This is a genomic window from Pseudomonas sp., from assembly GCF_040514055.1.
Lineage (GTDB): Bacteria > Pseudomonadota > Gammaproteobacteria > Pseudomonadales > Pseudomonadaceae > Aquipseudomonas.
Genome location: NZ_JBEVDL010000026.1, coordinates 169852 through 187053, shown reverse-complemented (window position 1 = coordinate 187053; position 17202 = coordinate 169852). Strand labels below are relative to the sequence as shown.

The window sequence follows — 17202 nt, the reverse complement described above, 5'->3', positions numbered from 1 at the left end:
GCTGGGGCTGGCCGGCCTGATGGTGATGGTCATGGCCGTTTTGGTCGGGGTGCTGGGCACACCAGCTGGCAGCCGCTGGCTGTTAGCCCAGGTGCCGGGGTTGCAGGTCGAACAGTTCAGTGGACGCCTGGGGGGGCATTGGCAGGCCGAGCGCCTGGTCTGGCAGCAGGGCGCGGACCGGGTCGAGCTGAAGGGCCCGGTCGTCCAGTGGTCGCCCGCCTGCTTGCTGCGCCTGACCCTGTGCGTGCAACGCCTGGACATCGGCAAGCTGAGCCTGAGCCGTCGCCTGCTGACAGCGACGGACAGCCCGGCGGCGCCGAGCAGGCTGCCGGACCTGGGGCTGCCATTGACCCTGGTGCTCGATGAGGTGCATGTCGGTCGGCTGCTGGTCGACGGCCAGGAACAGGCGCGGGCCCTGTCGGCACGGGGGCGCTGGAGCGCGGCGGGGCTGCAGGTCGAACGCCTGAGCGCGCAGCGCGACGGCATGGCCCTTGAGCTGCAGGGCTCCCTCGATCCCCGCGGCGACTGGCCACTGGACGCCCAAGGCAGCCTGACGGTGCCGGCCCCCGATGCGCAGCCCTGGACTGTCCAATTGGCGGCCCAGGGGCCGTTGCAGGGTCAGCTGCAGGTCACGGCGGACAGCCACGGCTACCTGCAGGGACGGCTCGACGGTGAGCTGCAGCCCTTGGTGAAAGCCCTGCCGGCGCGCCTGAACCTGCGCCTGGCGCGCCTCGAGACCGAGGTCCCCGGCGCCGGGCCGCTGCGCCTGGAGCAGCTGCAGTTGAGTGCGGAAGGAGATATGCAGGCTGGCTATCAACTGGACGGCAGCGCGCAGCTGCCCGCCCAGGGCGCGGCCCTGGCGCTGCAACTGCGGGGGCGGGTGACGGGCGAGGGCGCCCAGCTCGCCGCGCTGAGCCTGCAGGGTGGCCCGGGGGAGCGGCTCCAGCTCAGCGGGGAACTGGATTGGCAGGACGGCGTGGCTGCCCATGGGCTGCTGGACTGGCAGGATTTCCCCTGGCAGCGGCTGTTTCCCGCGGTTCAGATGCCGGCCGTGGCCTTGCGGCGTCTTAACGCCGAGGCGCATTACCGCGACGGCAACTACCTGGGCAATTTCGACGCCCGGTTGGACGGCCCCGCCGGTCCCTTCAGCCTGGCCAGCCCGGTCAGCGGCGACCTGACCCAGGTGCACCTGCCCTCGCTGCAGCTGCAAGCCGGGCAGGGCAGCGCGCAAGGCAACCTGACGCTGGGGTTCGCCGAAGGCCTGCGCTGGAGCACCCGTCTGGCGCTGAGCGCGCTCGACCCCGCCTATTGGCTGGCCGAGTTGCCCGGCGCCCTGGAGGGCACGCTGAGCAGCCAGGGGCACTTCCAGACCGGGCAGTTGCAGGCGAGCGCGCAACTCGATTTGCACGGCCGCCTGCGTGGCCAACCGGCGGTGGTGCGTCTGCAGGGCGAAGGCACGCCACAGCGCTGGCTGCTGGAGCAATTGGAGCTGCGCCTGGGCGATAACCGCCTCGATGGCCAGGTACGGCTCGACCAAGGGCTCACTGGAAAATTACGCCTACGGATGCCGCGCCTGGGGCAACTCTGGCCCGGTCTTGCGGGGTATCTGGATGGCCGGGTCGACCTGGCCGGCAGCCTGCAGGCGCCCCAAGGGCGGCTGACCCTCAAGGGGCGCGACCTGGCCCTGGGGCAGCAACGGTTGGCCCAGCTGAGCCTGGAGGCCCGAGTGGACGAGGGCGGGCGTGGCCAGCTCACACTGGATGGACAGGGCATCGCGCTGGGCGACAACGCCTGGGGCGATCTGCGCCTGAGGGCCGAGGGCGATGCCCGCCGCCAAGCGCTCGAGGTGAAACTGCAGGGGCCCAGGCTCAAAGTCGAGCTGGGCCTGGCCGGCACGCTGCAAGAGGGTGCCTGGAGCGGGCAGCTCAATCGCGGCCAGCTGAGCGCCGGTGACCAGGAGTGGCGGTTGCAACAGTCCGCGCCATTGCGGCGCTCGGCCGAGGGGCAGCTGTCGCTCGGTAGTCAGTGCTGGCGCGCGGGCAGCGCCAGCCTGTGTGGCCAGGCGCAACCGCTGTATCCCCACGGCAAGCTGGCCTACCGCCTGCAGGCCTTTCCCCTGGACGGCCTGGCCGGCCTGTTGCCGGCGGACCTGGCCTGGCAGGGGCGGCTCGATGGCGAGCTGCGCCTGGACCTGGCGGATACCGGCCCCCGCGGTGTCGTGCGGCTGGACGCCGGCCCCGGTGTGCTGCGCCTGCGGGATCGACAGCAGTGGCTGGCGTTTCCCTATCAACGCCTGGAGCTGGACAGCCGCCTGGAGCCTGGGCAGATCGACAGCCGTCTGACGTTCCAGGGTGATCGCCTGGGCGAGTTGTCCGTGCAGGTGCAGGTCGATCCGCGGGCTGCCGACAAACCCCTGCGCGGGCAATTCAGTCTCACGGGGCTGGACCTGTCACTGGCTCGCCCCTTTGTCGAGGGTGTGGACACCCTGGCCGGACAGCTCAATGGCAGCGGCACCCTCAGCGGTGGCCTGCTGGCGCCGCGGGTCGATGGCCAGCTGAGCCTGAGCGACGGCGAGCTCTCCGGCGGCCAGCTGCCGCTGTCGATCGAGGCGCTGCAGGTGCAGGCCCGGATCGCGGGCGAGCGCGTGCAGTTGGACGGCGACTGGCGCAGTGGTGAGGTAGGCCATGGCCAGTTGACCGGCCATCTCAACTGGGTCGAGGGTTTGGCCCTGCAGCTGCGGGTATCGGGCAGCCGTTTGCCGGTGCGGGTCGAACCCTACGCGACACTGGAGGTGGAACCACAGCTGGACCTGCTCCTGGAAAACCAGCGCCTGGTGGTACACGGACGGGTGGCGGTACCCCGCGGACAGATCGAGGTCCGCCAATTGCCGCCGTCCACCGTGACCCTGTCCAAGGATGCGGTGCTGGTCGGGACGCCGTCAGAGCAGGCCAAAACGCCCCTGGCGATCGGCATGGATATCGAGGTGGAGGTCGGCCAGGAGCGTTTGAGTTTCGAAGGTTTTGGCCTGAACGCCGACCTGGTCGGTCGCTTGCGCATCGGCGACAACCTGGAGACCCGCGGTGAACTGAACCTGCGCAACGGCCGCTACCGGGCCTATGGCCAACGCCTGAGCCTGCGTCGGGCGCGGCTGTTGTTCGTCGGCCCCATCGATCAACCCTACCTGGACATCGAGGCGATTCGCCGGGTGGACGAGGTGGTGGCCGGTCTGCGGCTGAGCGGCAACGCGGCGCGACCCAGCAGCCAGGTGTTTTCCGAGCCGGCCATGAGCCAGGAGCAAGCGCTGTCCTACTTGGTCCTCGGCCGCCCATTGAACGCCAGCGGCGGCGACAACGACCTGCTCGGTCAGGCGGCGCTGGCCATGGGCCTGGCCGGCAGCGCGTCGTTCAGCGGGGGACTGGCGCAGCGCCTGGGCATCCGCGACTTCGAACTGGACAGCGAAGGCAGCGGCCAGCGCACCAGCCTGGTGGCCAGCGGCAAGCTGTCCGAACGCCTGAGCCTGCGTTATGGGGTCGGGGTGTTCGAGCCGGCCAATAGCCTGGCGCTGCGTTATGAATTGAGCAAACGCCTGTACCTGGAGGCGGCCAGCGGGCTGGCCAGTTCCCTGGATATTTTCTACAAGCGCGATTTTTAGCGCGGTGCGCTGTGACGACAGGGCAAAAGCTCGGCCCGGGTGCGGGCCTCCCACAGCTATGCAGCTCTGTAGGGCGGGCTCAACCCGCAGGCTTTGCGCACTGCGGGTTAGGGGATGGTTGGACAAAACCTCAGATATTCAGCATACGCAGGCTGGCCTCGGTGTAACGACTGCCGGCGGCGGCATCCAGCGGAAACAGCGCGTCGAGCTCGACCAGTTCCTGGGGGCTCAGGCACACGTCGAGGGCGGCGATGTTTTCCTCCAGGTAGCGGCGTCGCTTGGTGCCCGGGATGGGAATGATGTCCTCGCCCTGGGCCAGTACCCAGGCCAGCGCCAGCTGTCCGGGCGACACCCCTTTGTCCCGCGCCAGGCGTTGCACTTCGGCCACCAGCGCCAGGTTCTTGTGGAAATTCTCACCCTGGAAACGCGGGTTGCTGCGGCGGAAATCGTCCGCGGCGAAATCCTCCGGTGATTGCAGGGCGCCGGTCAGAAAGCCTCGGCCCAGGGGGCTGTAGGGCACGAAGGCGATGCCCAGGCGCCGGCAGGCTTGCAGGCAGCCGTTGCTTTCCGGCTCGCGGCTCCACAGCGAGTACTCGCTCTGCAGGGCGCTGATCGGGTGGACCCGGTGCGCGCGCTCCAGGGTTTCGGCCGAGGCTTCGCTCAGTCCCAGGTAACGCACCTTGCCCGCCTGCACCAGCTCCGCCATGGCGCCCACCGTGTCCTCGATCGGCACCTCGGGGTCCACCCGGTGCAGGTAGTAGAGGTCGAGGCAGTCAACGCCCAGGCGCCTGAGGCTGCCCTCGATGGAGCGCCTTACGTACTCGGGGCGGCCGTCGACACCGCGCACGGCGGGGTTGGCCGGGTCGTAGAGAATGCCGAATTTGCTGGCCAGGACAATCGGCTCGGTACGACCGCGCAACGCCTTGCCGAGCAGCGTTTCGTTGCTCAGGGGGCCGTACATGTCGGCGGTGTCCAGCAGGGTCACGCCCAGCTCGAGGGCGCGGTGCAGGGTGGCGATGGCTTCGCGCTCGTCCTGGGCGCCGGTGTAGAAACTGGTCATGCCCATGCAGCCCAGGCCCAAGGCGGACACCTGGGGGCCGTTGCGGCCCAATTGGCGGATGTTCATGGTATGGCTCCTTTGCAGTGGATAAAACAACGAAGCCAGTTTGATTGCTCTGTTAAATCTGATAAATATGGTGATATGGCTTTGACTATTCGTAATAGCTAAATAATAGAAGGGCCGCTTATGGACAAATTTCAGGCCATGCGGGTGTTCGCACGTGTCGTGGAGTTGCGGGCGTTTGGCAAGGCCGCCGACAGCTTGCACCTGCCGCCTGCCTCGGTGACGACCCTGGTCAAGCAGCTCGAGGCCCATCTGGGGGTGCAGCTGCTGCAACGCACCACCCGCCAGGTCAATCCGACCCCGGACGGCATGGCGTTTTACCAGCGCTGCATCCAGCTGCTGGCCGACCTGGAGGAAACCGAGTCATTTTTTACCGAGGCCCGCCAAAACCCCCAGGGCCGCCTGCGGGTCGACCTGCCCGGGTCCTTGGGGCGGTTGGTGGTGGTCCCGGCACTGGCCGAGTTCTGCACGCGTTATCCGCGGGTGGCACTGGAGGTGGGCATCAGCGACCGGCCGGTGGAGCTGATTCGCGAAGGGGTTGATTGTGTTCTGCGTGCCGGCGACATCCACGACGACAGCCTGGTCAGTCGCTCGTTGCCGCCGCTGCCCCAGCGCACCTGCGCCAGTCCCGCCTACCTCGCGGCCCATGGCACGCCGCTGACCCTGGAGCAGCTCGCCGGCCACCAGGCGGTCAATTTTTTTTCGCCGCGCAGCGGGCGGCTGTTCGACCTGGAATTTGTGCGTGAGGGTCAGCTGGTTCGCCTGCAGCTGCCCGGGGCCGTCGCGGTCAATGGTGCCGATGCCTACGTGGCGGCGGGCGAGGCCGGCCTGGGGTTGATCCAGGCACCGGATTACCACGTTGCCGCGCAGTTGCGGGCGGGCACCCTGTGTGAAGTGCTGGCCGACAGTCCGCCGCCGGACATGCCGCTGGCCCTGCTGTATCCGGCGCAGCGCCAGCTGTCGCGGCGGGTGCGGGTGTTCGTCGACTGGCTGGCGGGGGTGTTCGAACGGCCACTGGGTCGCTGATCCGTGCGCCAGTCGACTTGGCAACGTGCTGGCTAATGGATAGCATCGCCGCGCCTGGCGCCGGCTGCCATCTACCCTTAGCCCACGCGCCGCTGTTTTACCGGCCATGTCTGGCCGCTTCATCGTCCTAATGAGGAGCCTTCGATGGAATCCCTGTACACCTGGCTGACCAGCCTGAATGCCCTGTTGTGGGGGCCGCCGATGCTGGTGTTGATCCTCGGCACCGGGCTGTTCCTGATGATCGGCCTGAAGATGATGCCGCTGCTGAAGATCAGTACTGGTTTTGCCCTGCTCTGGCGCGGACGGGAGAAAGGGCGGGAGCAGGGCGACATCAGTCCCTTTCAGGCGCTGATGACCAGCCTGGCGGCGACCGTGGGTACCGGCAATATCGCCGGGGTGGCCACGGCGATTTTCCTCGGCGGCCCCGGCGCGCTGTTCTGGATGTGGTGCGCGGCGCTGCTCGGCATGGCGACCAAGTACGCCGAAGTGCTGCTGGCGGTGTATTACCGGGAAAAGGACGACCAGGGCCACTATGTCGGCGGGCCCATGTACGCGATCAAGAACGGCCTGGGCAAACGCTGGGCCTGGCTGGGCGCGGTGTTCGCCCTGTTCGGCGGCCTGGCGGGCTTCGGTATCGGCAACCTGGTACAGGTCAACAGCATGGCCGATGCCCTGGAAGTGGCCTTCGGCATTCCGGACTGGGCCACCGGTCTGCTGACCATGGCAGTGATCGGGCTGGTGGTGCTGGGCGGCATCCAGCGTATCGGCAAGGTGGCTGCCACCCTGGTGCCCTTTATGTGCCTGGCCTACCTGGTGGCCTCGGTGGTGGTGTTGGCGGTGCACGCCGAGGCGATTCCCGGCGCCTTCGCGTTGATCTTCACCCATGCCTTCACGCCCGTGGCGGCCACCGGCGGTTTTGCCGGTGCGACGGTGCTCGCCGCCCTGCGCTACGGGGTGGCGCGCAGCATCATTTCCAACGAGGCCGGCCTGGGCACGGCCGGTATCGCCCAGGCGGCCGGTACCACCGACAGCGCGGTGCGTTCGGGCCTGATCGGCATGCTCGGGACCTTTATCGACACCTTGGTCATCTGCAGCCTGACCGGGCTGACGATCATCTGCTCCGGCGCCTGGACCAGTGGGCTGAGCGGCGTGGCCATGTCATCGGCGGCCTTCGAGTCGGCCATGCCGGGCGTGGGGCATTACATCCTGTCGCTGACCCTGGTGGTGTTCGCCTTCACCACCATCCTCGGCTGGAGCTATTACGGCGAGCGCTGCTGGGAATACCTGGCGGGTACCCGCGCGATCCTGCCCTTTCGTTTGCTCTGGGTCGCCTTGATTCCGCTGGGGGCCATGGTGCAGTTGGATCTCGTCTGGCTGCTGGCCGACACCCTGACGGCGCTGATGGCGTTGCCGAACCTGCTGGCCCTACTGCTGCTCAGCCCGGTGGTGGTGCGCCTGACCAACGATTTTTTTGCCGGGCGCAAGGCCACCCTGTATTACCCCTGAGGGCAGGCTGAACGCCCAGGGCCTGTGGATACGGTGCGTACGTGGCCAGTGTCCACAGGTCCTGGTGGGTGATAGGCGGATCCTTGCATCCGTGCTTAACTTCCACCCCCTTACCTCACTCCTGCAAGGATTCAGTTCATGGCTCAAGTCACCCTGCGCGGTACCCCGATCCAAGTCGAGGGCCAACTGCCGCAAATCGGCCAACAGGCGCCGGCGTTCAGCCTGGTGGGCAGCGCGCTGCAAGACGTGGCCCTGGCCAGTTTTGCCGGCAAACGCAAAGTGCTGAACATTTTCCCCAGCGTCGACACCCCGACCTGCGCCACCTCGGTACGCAAGTTCAACGCCGAAACCAGCCAGCTGGAGAACACCGTGGTGCTGTGCATTTCGGCCGACCTGCCGTTCGCCCAATCGCGCTTCTGCGGCGCCGAAGGCCTGGAAAACGTCACCAACCTGTCGACCATGCGCGGTGCCGACTTCCTGCAGCAGTACGGCGTCGCCATCGCCAACGGCCCACTGGCCGGCGTCGCCGCCCGTGCGGTGGTGGTGCTGGACGAGCAGGACAAGGTATTGCACAGTGAGCTGGTGGCCGAGATCGGTAACGAACCGGACTACGCCGCGGCGCTCGCCACCCTGAAGTAACATTTGCTCTCCCTGGCGCGCCGGGGCGCGACTGCCGACGGCCTGCCTTGCAGGCCGTTTTTCTTTGCTGCATGTTTCCACGGCAGGCAACGTCCTTCCGTCGACAGCCCCGCGGCGGGACGCCAAATGGCGCCTGGCGAGGCCTATCGGCCTGGTTGGCTGTGAGCATTCAGCGTTTTTTATTGTGCGTCAGTGGCTTAGCCGGCTCAGCCTTGAGTAAATGACCGGTAAAGAGCCTTTGCATCGTCATCCACACTGCTTATCGTGCACGCTCTCAAAGGAAATGATTGCGCACCATGGCCGAATTGATCGAAAACTCCTCACCACCCCGCATGGCCGCTCGCTCGCGACGCGGGTTGCTGATCCTGTCGCTGCTCGTCGTGGCCGCTGCCTTGGGCTGGTGGCTGTGGCCCGTCTCGGCGCCGCCCAAGGATGCCGAGCGTGACGGCGGCTGGGGTCGCGACGCCGGTCCGGTGCCGGTGCGGGTCACCAGTGTCACCCAGGGTGATTTCGCCATCGAACTCAAGGCCCTGGGCACCGTGACCGCGTTGAATACGGTCAATGTTCGCAGCCGGGTGGACGGCGAACTGGTCAAGCTGCTGTTCGAGGATGGCCAGCGGGTCAAGGCCGGCGACCTGTTGGCGCAGATCGACCCGCGGGCCTACGAGGTGGCCTTGCTACAGGCCGAGGGCACGCTGGGGCAGAACCAGGCGCAGCTGCGCAACGCCGAGATCGACCTGGCCCGTTACAAGGGCCTGTACGCCGAGGATTCGATCGCCAAGCAAACCCTGGATACCCAGGAAGCCCTGGTCAACCAATACCGCGGCACCGTCAAGAGCAATCAGGCGGCGGTGGCCGAGGCGCGGCTGAACCTGGAGTTCACCCGTATTCGCGCGCCGATCGCTGGCCGCCTGGGATTGCGCCAGGTCGATGTCGGCAACCTGATCAGCGCGGGCGATACCACGCCCCTGGTGGTGATCACCCAGGTGCAACCGATTTCGGTCACCTTCACCCTGGCCGAAAACGAGCTGGCCGCGGTCCTGGCCCGGGTGCGCGCCAACGCGCAACTGCCGGTGCAGGCCCGCGACCGCAGCGAAAAACTGGTGCTGGCCGACGGTGTGTTGCAGAGCCTGGACAACCAGATCGATATCGCCACCGGCACCCTGAAGTTCAAGGCGCGCTTCGCCAACGCCGACGAAAGCCTGTTCCCCAACCAGTTCGTCAACGTGCGACTGCGTGTGGACACCCGTCAGAACGCCACGCTGATTCCTTCGGCGGCCCTGCAGTTCGGCTCGCGAGGGGCTTTTGTGTTCGTCCTCGACGCGGACAACAAGGTCAGCGTGCGTCCGGTGGGCGTCGGTGCCAGCGATGGCGCGACCACCCTGATCACCGAGGGCCTGAGCCTGGGTGAACGCCTGGTGCTGGAAGGCACCGACAAGCTCAAGGAAGGCAGCGTCGTGCACATCATCAGCGATCCGGCCACCGCCCCGGTGGCCGCACAGGTACCGCCGCGGGCCGGCGCATGAACGTGTCGCGCCTGTTCGTCCTGCGGCCGGTCGCGACCACGCTGATCATGGTGGCGATCTTCCTCAGCGGCCTGATCGCCTACCGGCTGTTGCCGGTGTCGGCCTTGCCCGAGGTGGACTACCCGACCATCCGCGTGCTCACTCTCTATCCCGGCGCCAGTCCGGAAGTGATGACCAGCGCCGTGACCGCGCCGCTGGAGCGCCAGTTCGGGCAGATGCCGGGCCTCAAGCAGATGTCCTCGACCAGCTCCGGCGGCGCCTCGGTGATCACCCTGCGCTTTACCCTGGAAGTCGACCTCGAGGTGGCCGAGCAGGAAGTGCAGGCCGCGATCAATGCGGCGAGCAACCTGCTGCCCAACGACCTGCCGGCGCCCCCGGTGTACAACAAGGTCAACCCGGCCGACACGCCGGTGCTGACCCTGGCGATCAGTTCCGCGACCCTGCCGCTGACCGAGGTCCACGACCTGGTCGATACCCGCATGGCGCAGAAGATCGCGCAGATCAGCGGTGTCGGGCTGGTCAGCCTGTCCGGTGGGCAACGCAAGGCCGTGCGTATCCGCGTCGACCCGCAGGCGCTGGCCAGCCATGGCCTCAACCTGGCCGATGTGCGCGCGCTGATCAGCGCGTCCAATGTCAACCAGCCCAAGGGTAACTTCGACGGCCCGACCCGGGTCTCGCAGCTCGATGCCAATGATCAGCTGGAGTCCGCCGAGGCCTATCTGGACCTGGTCCTCAAGTACGAGAACGGCGCCGCGCTGCGCCTGAAGGACGTCTCGACGGTCATCGACGGCGCGGAAAACGAGCGCCTGGCGGCCTGGGCCGACCTGAACCAGACGGTGCTGTTGAGCATCCAGCGCCAGCCCGGGGCCAATGTCATCAAGGTGGTCGAGCGGGTGCAGGCGCTGTTGCCGCAGATCACCGGCGCGCTGCCGGCCAGCATCGAGGTCAAGCTGCTGACCGATCGGACCCAGACCATCCGTGCCGCGATCAGCGATGTCCGCTTCGAGTTGATGCTGGCCATCGGGCTGGTGGTGCTGGTGACCTTTTTGTTCCTGCGCAAATTCTCGGCCACCCTGATTCCGTCGATCGCCGTGCCGCTGTCGCTGATCGGGACCTTCGGGGTGATGTACCTGGCCGGCTTTTCGATCAATAACCTGACCCTGATGGCGCTGACCATCGCCACCGGCTTTGTGGTGGACGATGCCATCGTCATGCTGGAAAACATCGCCCGCCACCTGGAGGAGGGTGAGACGCCGCTCAACGCGGCGCTCAAGGGCGCGCGGCAGATCGGCTTCACCCTGGTGTCGCTGACCTTCTCGCTGATCGCGGTGTTGATCCCGCTGCTGTTTATGTCCGATGTGGTGGGGCGCCTGTTCCGCGAGTTCGCCATCACCCTGGCGGTGGCCATCCTGATTTCCCTGGTGGTGTCGCTGAGCCTCACGCCGATGATGTGCGCGCGCCTGCTCAAGCAGGAGAAGGACGAGGAGCAGGGGCGTTTCTACCGCGCCAGCGGTGCCGTGATCGACCACCTGATTGCCCGTTACGCCGTGGGCCTGCGCTGGGTCCTGCGCCATCAGCCGCTGACCCTGCTGGTGGCCCTGGGCACCCTGGCATTGACCGTGGTGCTTTATCTGGCGGTGCCCAAGGGGTTTTTCCCGGTGCAGGACACCGGGGTGATCCAGGGCATCTCCGACGCGCCCCAGAGCATTTCCTTCGCCGCCATGAGCGCGCGCCAGCAGGACCTGGCGGCGGTCATTCTGCGCGACCCGGCGGTGTCCAGCCTGTCGTCTTATATCGGTGTCGACGGCGACAATGCCACCCTGAACAGCGGCCGCCTGCTGATCAACCTCAAGCCCCATGGCGAGCGCGATGCCGACGCCAGCGAGGTGATCGCTCGCCTGCGTCCGGCGCTGGCGCGGGTCGCCGGTATCCAGCTGTACCTGCAGCCGGTGCAGGACCTGACCATCGAGGACCGGGTCAGCCGTACCCAGTTCCAGTTCAGCCTGGAATCGCCGGACGCCGCACTGCTGGAAGAATGGACGCCGAAGCTGACCGAGGCGCTGCGGCAACAGCCCGAGCTGATCGACGTGGCCAATGACCTGCAGAACCAGGGGTTGCAGGTCTACCTGAACATCGACCGGGACGCCGCCGCGCGCCTCGGGGTCAGCGTCAGCGCCATTGACGATGCGCTGTACGACGCCTTTGGCCAGCGGCAGATCTCGACTATCTACACCCAGGCCAGCCAATACCGCGTGGTGCTGGAAAGCCGCGACGGCGGCCGCATCGGCCCCCAGGCACTGCAGCAGATCCATGTCGCCACCGCGGACGGCCAGCAGGTGCCCCTGGTGTCGCTGGCGCGGGTCGAGGAGCGCGCCGCGGCGCTGGCGGTCAACCACATCGGTCAGTTCCCGGCGGTGACCCTGTCGTTCAACCTGGCCAGCGGCGTGTCCCTGGGCGAGGCGGTGCAGGTGATCGAGCAGGTGCAGCGCGACATCGGCCTGCCGACCGGTATCCAGAGTCACTTCCAGGGCGCCGCCGAGGCCTTCCGCGCCTCGCTGTCGAGCACCCTGCTGCTGATTCTGGCGGCCATCGTGACCATGTATATCGTACTGGGGGTGCTCTACGAGAGTTATGTGCACCCGATCACCATCCTCTCCACCTTGCCTTCGGCCGGTGTCGGGGCCTTGCTGGCCTTGCTGCTGAGCGGCAACGACCTGGGCCTGATCGCCATTATCGGCATCATCCTGCTGATCGGTATCGTCAAGAAGAACGCGATCATGATGATCGACTTCGCCCTGGAGGCCGAGCGGCAGCAGGGCATGACGCCGCACGAAGCGATCTACCAGGCGGCCTTGCTGCGTTTTCGGCCGATTCTGATGACCACCCTGGCCGCGCTGTTCGGTGCCGTGCCGCTGATGCTCGCCTCGGGTTCTGGCGCCGAGTTGCGTCAGCCCCTGGGTCTGGTGATGGTCGGTGGCCTGCTGGTCAGCCAGGTGCTGACGCTGTTCACCACGCCGGTGATCTACCTCTGGTTCGACCGCCTGGCCCGGCGGTTTTCCGGCCAGGGCACGGCGGGAGTGGCGTTGTGAACACCGCTATCGGCGGCGCTGGCCGCTTGCCCAGGCGGCCCGCCAGATGAACCTCTCCGCGCCCTTTATCGCCCGTCCGGTGGCGACCCTGTTGCTCAGCCTGGCGATCATCCTGCTCGGCGCCGTCAGCTTCGGCCTACTGTCGGTGGCGCCGCTACCGAAGATGGATTTTCCGGCCATCGTGATCGACGCCAACCTGCCGGGCGCCAGCCCGCAGGTGATGGCGTCCAGCGTGGCCACCCCGCTGGAGCGGGCGCTGGGCAGCATCGCCGGGATCAGCGAGATGACCAGCCGCAGCAGCCAGGGCAATACCCGGATCATTATCCTGTTCGACCTCGGCCGCCAGGTCGACTCCGCCGCGCGGGAAGTGCAGGCGGCCATCAACGCGGCGCGCAACCTGTTGCCCAGCGGCATGCGCAGCATGCCAACCTACCGCAAGTTCAACCCCTCCCAGGCGCCGATCATGGTGCTGTCGCTGACCTCCAAGGTGCTCAGCAAGAGCCAGCTGTACGATGTCGCCTCGACCGTGCTGGCGCAGAAACTGTCGCAGGTCAGCGGGGTCGGCGAAGTGCAGATTGGCGGCAGCTCCCTGCCGGCGGTGCGGGTGGCCCTGGAGCCGCGCCTGCTCGACCAGTACGGCATCGCCCTGGATGAGGTACGCAACGCCATCGTCCAGGCCAGTGTCGACCGGCCCAAGGGCATGCTCGAGGACGACCAGCGGCATTGGCAGATCCAGGCCAATGACCAGTTGGAAAAGGCCGACGACTACCGGCCGCTGGTGATCCGTTACCAGAACAACGCGCCGGTGCGCCTGGGCGATGTCGCCGAGGTCAAGGACGGGGTGGAGGACCGCTACAACAGCGGCTTCTACAACGACAACGAGGCGGTGCTGATGGTGATCAACCGCCAGCCCGGTGCCAATATCATCGAGACCACCGAGGATATCCGCGCCGAGTTGCCGGCCCTGCAGGCGGTGATTCCGCCCAGCGTGGAACTGGAAGTGGCGATGGACCGCTCGCCGGTGATACGCGCCACCCTGCACGAGGCCGAGCGCACGCTGCTGATCGCGGTCGGCCTGGTGATCCTGGTGGTATTCGCCTTCCTCGGCCGTTGGCGCGCCGCGCTGATCCCGGCCCTGGCGGTGCCGGTGTCGCTGGTCGGCACCTTCGCGGTGATGTACCTGCTGGATTTCTCGTTGAACAACCTGTCGCTGATGGCGCTGATCATCGCCACCGGCCTGGTGGTGGACGACGCCATCGTGGTACTGGAAAACATCTCGCGGCATATCGAGGCGGGCGACTCGCCGATGGTGGCGGCGTACAAGGGTTCCCAGGAGGTGGGCTTCACCCTGCTGTCGATGAACCTGTCGCTGGTGGCGGTGTTTCTCTCGATCCTGTTTATGGGCGGTATCGTCGGTAACCTGTTCCGCGAATTCTCCATCACCCTGACCGTGGCCATCCTGGTCTCATTGCTGGTGTCGCTGACCTTGACGCCCATGCTCTGCGCGCGCTGGCTGCGCGCCGAAACCGCCGGGCATCGTCCCGGCCCGCTGCAGCGCTTCGGTACGCGGCTGCAGGACCGGGTGGTGGGCGGCTATGCGCGCAGCCTGGACTGGGCCTTGCGCCACTCGGGCCTGACGCTGTTGAGCCTGCTGCTGACCATCGGCTTTAACGTCTACCTGTTTATCGAGGCGCCCAAGACCTTTATGCCGCAGCAGGACACCGGCCAGCTGCTGGGCTTCGTGCGCGGCGACGATGGCCTGTCGTTCCAGGTGATGCAGCCGAAGATGGAGATCTACCGGCGGGCATTGCTGGCCGATCCGGCGATCCACAGTGTCGCCGGGTTTATCGGCGGCACCGGCGGGATCAACAACGCCACCCTGATCATCCGGCTAAAACCCATCGCCGAGCGCGGGGTGTCCTCGCAGCAGGTGATCGACCGCCTGCGCGACACGGTGCCCAAGGTGCCGGGTGGGCGCCTGATGCTGATGTCCGACCAGGACCTGCAGTTCGGCGGTCGTCAGGGCCGCAGCACCGACAACGAGTACGTGCTGCTGGCCAGCGAGCTGAGCGACTTGCGCACCTGGATGCCCAAGGTGCGCGACGCCCTGGCGCGGCTGCCGGAGCTGGCCGATATCGATGCCAACGAAGGCGAGGGGGCCCAGCAGATCAGCCTGGAAATCGACCGCGCCACCGCCCAGCGCCTGGGCGTGGACATGAGCATGGTCACCGCGGTGCTCAACAACGCCTTCAGTCAACGGCGCATCTCGACCATCTATGACCGCCTTAACCAGTACAGCGTGGTCATGGAGATCAACCCCAAGTACGCCGAGTACCCGGAGGCCCTCAACCAGATCCAGCTGATCACCGCCGACGGCGCGCGGGTGCCCTTGTCCAGCTTCGCCCGCTGGACGCGCAGTCTGGAGGAGGACCGGGTGAACCATCAGGGCCAGTTCGCCGCCGAGAGCATCGGTTATTCCCTGGCCGCCGGCGTCACCCCGGACCAGGCCAACCGCGCCATCGCCAAGGCGGTGGCCGAGGTCAACCTGCCCACCGAGGTGCAGGGGTCGATTGGTGGCACCGGCGGCGCTTTCCAGAAGGCCGCCATGGGCCAACCGGTGATGATCCTTACCGCGCTGCTGGTGGTCTACGTGGTGCTGGGGATCCTCTACGAGAGTTATATCCACCCGCTGACCATCCTCTCGACCTTGCCGTCCGCCGGGGTCGGCGCGCTCCTGGCGATCCTGCTGACCGGCGGCGAGTTCAGCTTGATCTCGATGCTCGGCTTGTTCCTGCTGATTGGCGTGGTGAAGAAAAACGCCATCCTGATGATCGACCTGGCGCTGCAACTGGAGCGTAGCGACCGGCTGAGCCCGACCGAATCCATCCGCCAGGCCTGCCTGCTGCGCTTCCGGCCGATCCTGATGACCACCCTGGCCGCCATGCTGGGCGCCTTGCCGCTGCTGCTGGGCACCAGCGAGGGGGCGGAGATGCGTCAGCCCTTGGGCCTGACCATAGTCGGCGGCTTGATCCTCAGTCAGTTATTGACGCTTTACACCACCCCGGTGGTCTACCTCTATCTCGACCGCGCCCGCCACCGGGTCAACCGCTGGCGCGGCGTGCGCACCGATGCCGCCCTGGAAACCCCCGTATGACGTCATTCGCCCTTCGTCCGCTGTGCCTGGCCCTGGCCACCCTGGTTCTGGGGGGCTGCGCCATCGGCCCTGATTACCAGCGTCCGGCGTCGGCACCCGCGGCCCAGTTCAAGCAGGCCGCCGGGTGGAAGGCGGCGGCACCGGCCGATACCCGGCTGCGCGGTGACTGGTGGACGCTCTACGACGACGCCGAACTGAACCAGCTGATGGCCCGGCTGGACGCCAATAACCAGAGCCTGGCCAGTGCCGAAGCCCAGTATCGCCAGGCGCGGTCACTGGCACGGGGCGCGCGGGCGGCGTTTTTCCCGCGTGTGGGCCTGGACAGCGGCATGACCCGGGCCCAGGGCGGCAGCGGCAACCTGAGCAGCAGCGAAGAGGCCAGCCTGGGCGAGTCGAGCAACAGCATTTCGAAAAGCTACGACGCCAGCCTGGGCGTGAGCTGGGAGCTGGATATCTGGGGCAAGCTGCGGCGGCAACTGGAGGCCGACAGCGCCAGCATGACCGCCAGCGCGGCCGACCTGGCCGCGGTGCGCCTCAGCCAGCAATCCGAACTGGCCCGGAGTTACCTGCAACTGCGGGTACTGGATGAGCAGAAGCGTTTGCTCGACGCCACGGTGGCGGCGTATCAGCAGGCATTTCGTATCGCGCAAAACCAGTACAAGGCCGGCATCGTGCCGCGCTCCGACGTGACCCAGGCGATGACCCAGCTCAAGGGCGCCGAGGCCGAGGCGATCGATCTGGAGTACCAGCGGGCCCAGCTGGAGCACGCCCTGGCCGTGCTGGTCGGGGTGGCGCCAGCGGCGTTCGAAGTGAGCGTTCGCGATCAGGTGCCGTCACTGCCGGCGGTGCCCTTGAGCCTACCGTCGAGTCTGCTCGAGCGGCGTCCGGATATCGCCGCGGCGGAGCGCCGGGTCATCGCGGCCAATGCCTCGATCGGCGTGGCCGAAGCGGCCTATTACCCGGACCTGACCCTCTCCGCCAGCGGTGGCTACCGCAGCGGCAGCCTGGACGACTGGATCAGCCTGCCCAACCGGTTTTGGTCGATCGGGCCGCAGTTCGCCATGACGTTGTTCGACGGCGGCCTGATCCGCTCCCAGGTCGAACAGTCCGAATTCCGTTATGACCAGACCGTGGCGGACTACCGGCAAACGGTGCTGGTGGGCTTTCGCGAGGTCGAGGATTACCTGGTGCAGCTGGCGGTCTACGAGCGCGAGGCGCTGGTGCAGCAGCAGGCGCTGGACGCGTCCCGTGAGTCGCTCAAGCTGATTCTCAACCAGTACAAGGCCGGTACCGTGGAATTCACCGATGTGGTCAGCGTGCAGGCCAGTGCGCTGTCCAACGAGCGTACCAGCCTGACCCTGCGAGGCAATCGCCTGACCGCCAGCGTGCAGCTGATCGCCGCCCTGGGTGGCGGCTGGGATCCGGCGGTCGAGGTGCCCCTGCAGCCCAAGGCCGAGGAGTGAACCTAGAGCAACGGTGAAAATGCT

The 17202-nt window shown here is 67.0% G+C and carries 9 protein-coding genes; 8 read left to right on the top strand and 1 reads right to left on the bottom strand.

The features are described 5' to 3' along the window. The first annotated feature begins 19 nt into the window (after window positions 1-19). Window positions 20-3652 carry a translocation/assembly module TamB domain-containing protein gene (locus ABWY06_RS06850; protein WP_353924881.1) on the top strand — a complete coding sequence of 1211 codons (3633 nt, stop codon included), beginning with the start codon at window positions 20-22 and terminating at the stop codon, window positions 3650-3652. Between the two features lie 130 nt (window positions 3653-3782). On the opposite strand, the gene ABWY06_RS06845 is transcribed toward ABWY06_RS06850, so the two are convergent. Further along, entirely contained in the window at window positions 3783-4778 is a 996-nt protein-coding gene (locus tag ABWY06_RS06845) for an aldo/keto reductase (RefSeq protein ID WP_353924810.1), read from the bottom strand. A 120-nt stretch (window positions 4779-4898) separates the two neighbouring features. Between ABWY06_RS06845 and ABWY06_RS06840 the strand changes: the two genes are divergently transcribed. From ABWY06_RS06840 to ABWY06_RS06810, 7 genes are all read left to right on the top strand, one after another. After that, the gene (locus ABWY06_RS06840) at window positions 4899-5801 is read left to right on the top strand and encodes a LysR family transcriptional regulator (protein ID WP_353924809.1); all 903 of its coding nucleotides are present in this window, start codon (window positions 4899-4901) and stop codon (window positions 5799-5801) included. 144 nt (window positions 5802-5945) lie between these two features. After that, a complete protein-coding gene (locus tag ABWY06_RS06835; protein ID WP_353924808.1) occupies window positions 5946-7307 on the top strand; it encodes an alanine/glycine:cation symporter family protein in 1362 nt (453 codons plus the stop codon). Window positions 7308-7445: 138 nt separating this feature from the next. Further along, window positions 7446-7946, top strand: a complete 501-nt coding sequence (tpx, locus tag ABWY06_RS06830) for a thiol peroxidase (protein ID WP_353924807.1) — start codon at window positions 7446-7448, stop codon at window positions 7944-7946. Window positions 7947-8242: 296 nt separating this feature from the next. Next, window positions 8243-9472, top strand: a complete 1230-nt coding sequence (locus ABWY06_RS06825; protein WP_353924806.1) for an MdtA/MuxA family multidrug efflux RND transporter periplasmic adaptor subunit — start codon at window positions 8243-8245, stop codon at window positions 9470-9472. Then, window positions 9469-12561 carry an MdtB/MuxB family multidrug efflux RND transporter permease subunit gene (locus tag ABWY06_RS06820; RefSeq protein ID WP_353924805.1) on the top strand — a complete coding sequence of 1031 codons (3093 nt, stop codon included), beginning with the start codon at window positions 9469-9471 and terminating at the stop codon, window positions 12559-12561. Before ABWY06_RS06825 ends, ABWY06_RS06820 begins: the two co-directional genes overlap by 4 nt. Window positions 12562-12607: 46 nt before the next feature. Beyond that, window positions 12608-15715, top strand: coding sequence for an efflux RND transporter permease subunit (locus tag ABWY06_RS06815; protein WP_353924804.1), 3108 nt, complete (start codon window positions 12608-12610; stop codon window positions 15713-15715). Further along, on the top strand, window positions 15712-17178 hold the full coding sequence (locus tag ABWY06_RS06810; RefSeq protein ID WP_353924803.1) for an efflux transporter outer membrane subunit: 1467 nt from the start codon (window positions 15712-15714) through the stop codon (window positions 17176-17178). Before ABWY06_RS06815 ends, ABWY06_RS06810 begins: the two co-directional genes overlap by 4 nt. Window positions 17179-17202 lie beyond the last annotated feature (24 nt).

What these genes read in the sequence shown, in the direction of transcription:
- ABWY06_RS06850 (WP_353924881.1), top strand. Translation starts at nt 20, where the DNA reads ATGGTGATGGTCATGGCCGTTTTGGTCGGGGTGCTGGGCACACCAGCT.
- ABWY06_RS06845 (WP_353924810.1), bottom strand. Translation starts at nt 4,778, where the DNA reads ATGAACATCCGCCAATTGGGCCGCAACGGCCCCCAGGTGTCCGCCTTG.
- ABWY06_RS06840 (WP_353924809.1), top strand. Translation starts at nt 4,899, where the DNA reads ATGGACAAATTTCAGGCCATGCGGGTGTTCGCACGTGTCGTGGAGTTG.
- ABWY06_RS06835 (WP_353924808.1), top strand. Translation starts at nt 5,946, where the DNA reads ATGGAATCCCTGTACACCTGGCTGACCAGCCTGAATGCCCTGTTGTGG.
- tpx (WP_353924807.1), top strand. Translation starts at nt 7,446, where the DNA reads ATGGCTCAAGTCACCCTGCGCGGTACCCCGATCCAAGTCGAGGGCCAA.
- ABWY06_RS06825 (WP_353924806.1), top strand. Translation starts at nt 8,243, where the DNA reads ATGGCCGAATTGATCGAAAACTCCTCACCACCCCGCATGGCCGCTCGC.
- ABWY06_RS06820 (WP_353924805.1), top strand. Translation starts at nt 9,469, where the DNA reads ATGAACGTGTCGCGCCTGTTCGTCCTGCGGCCGGTCGCGACCACGCTG.
- ABWY06_RS06815 (WP_353924804.1), top strand. Translation starts at nt 12,608, where the DNA reads ATGAACCTCTCCGCGCCCTTTATCGCCCGTCCGGTGGCGACCCTGTTG.
- ABWY06_RS06810 (WP_353924803.1), top strand. Translation starts at nt 15,712, where the DNA reads ATGACGTCATTCGCCCTTCGTCCGCTGTGCCTGGCCCTGGCCACCCTG.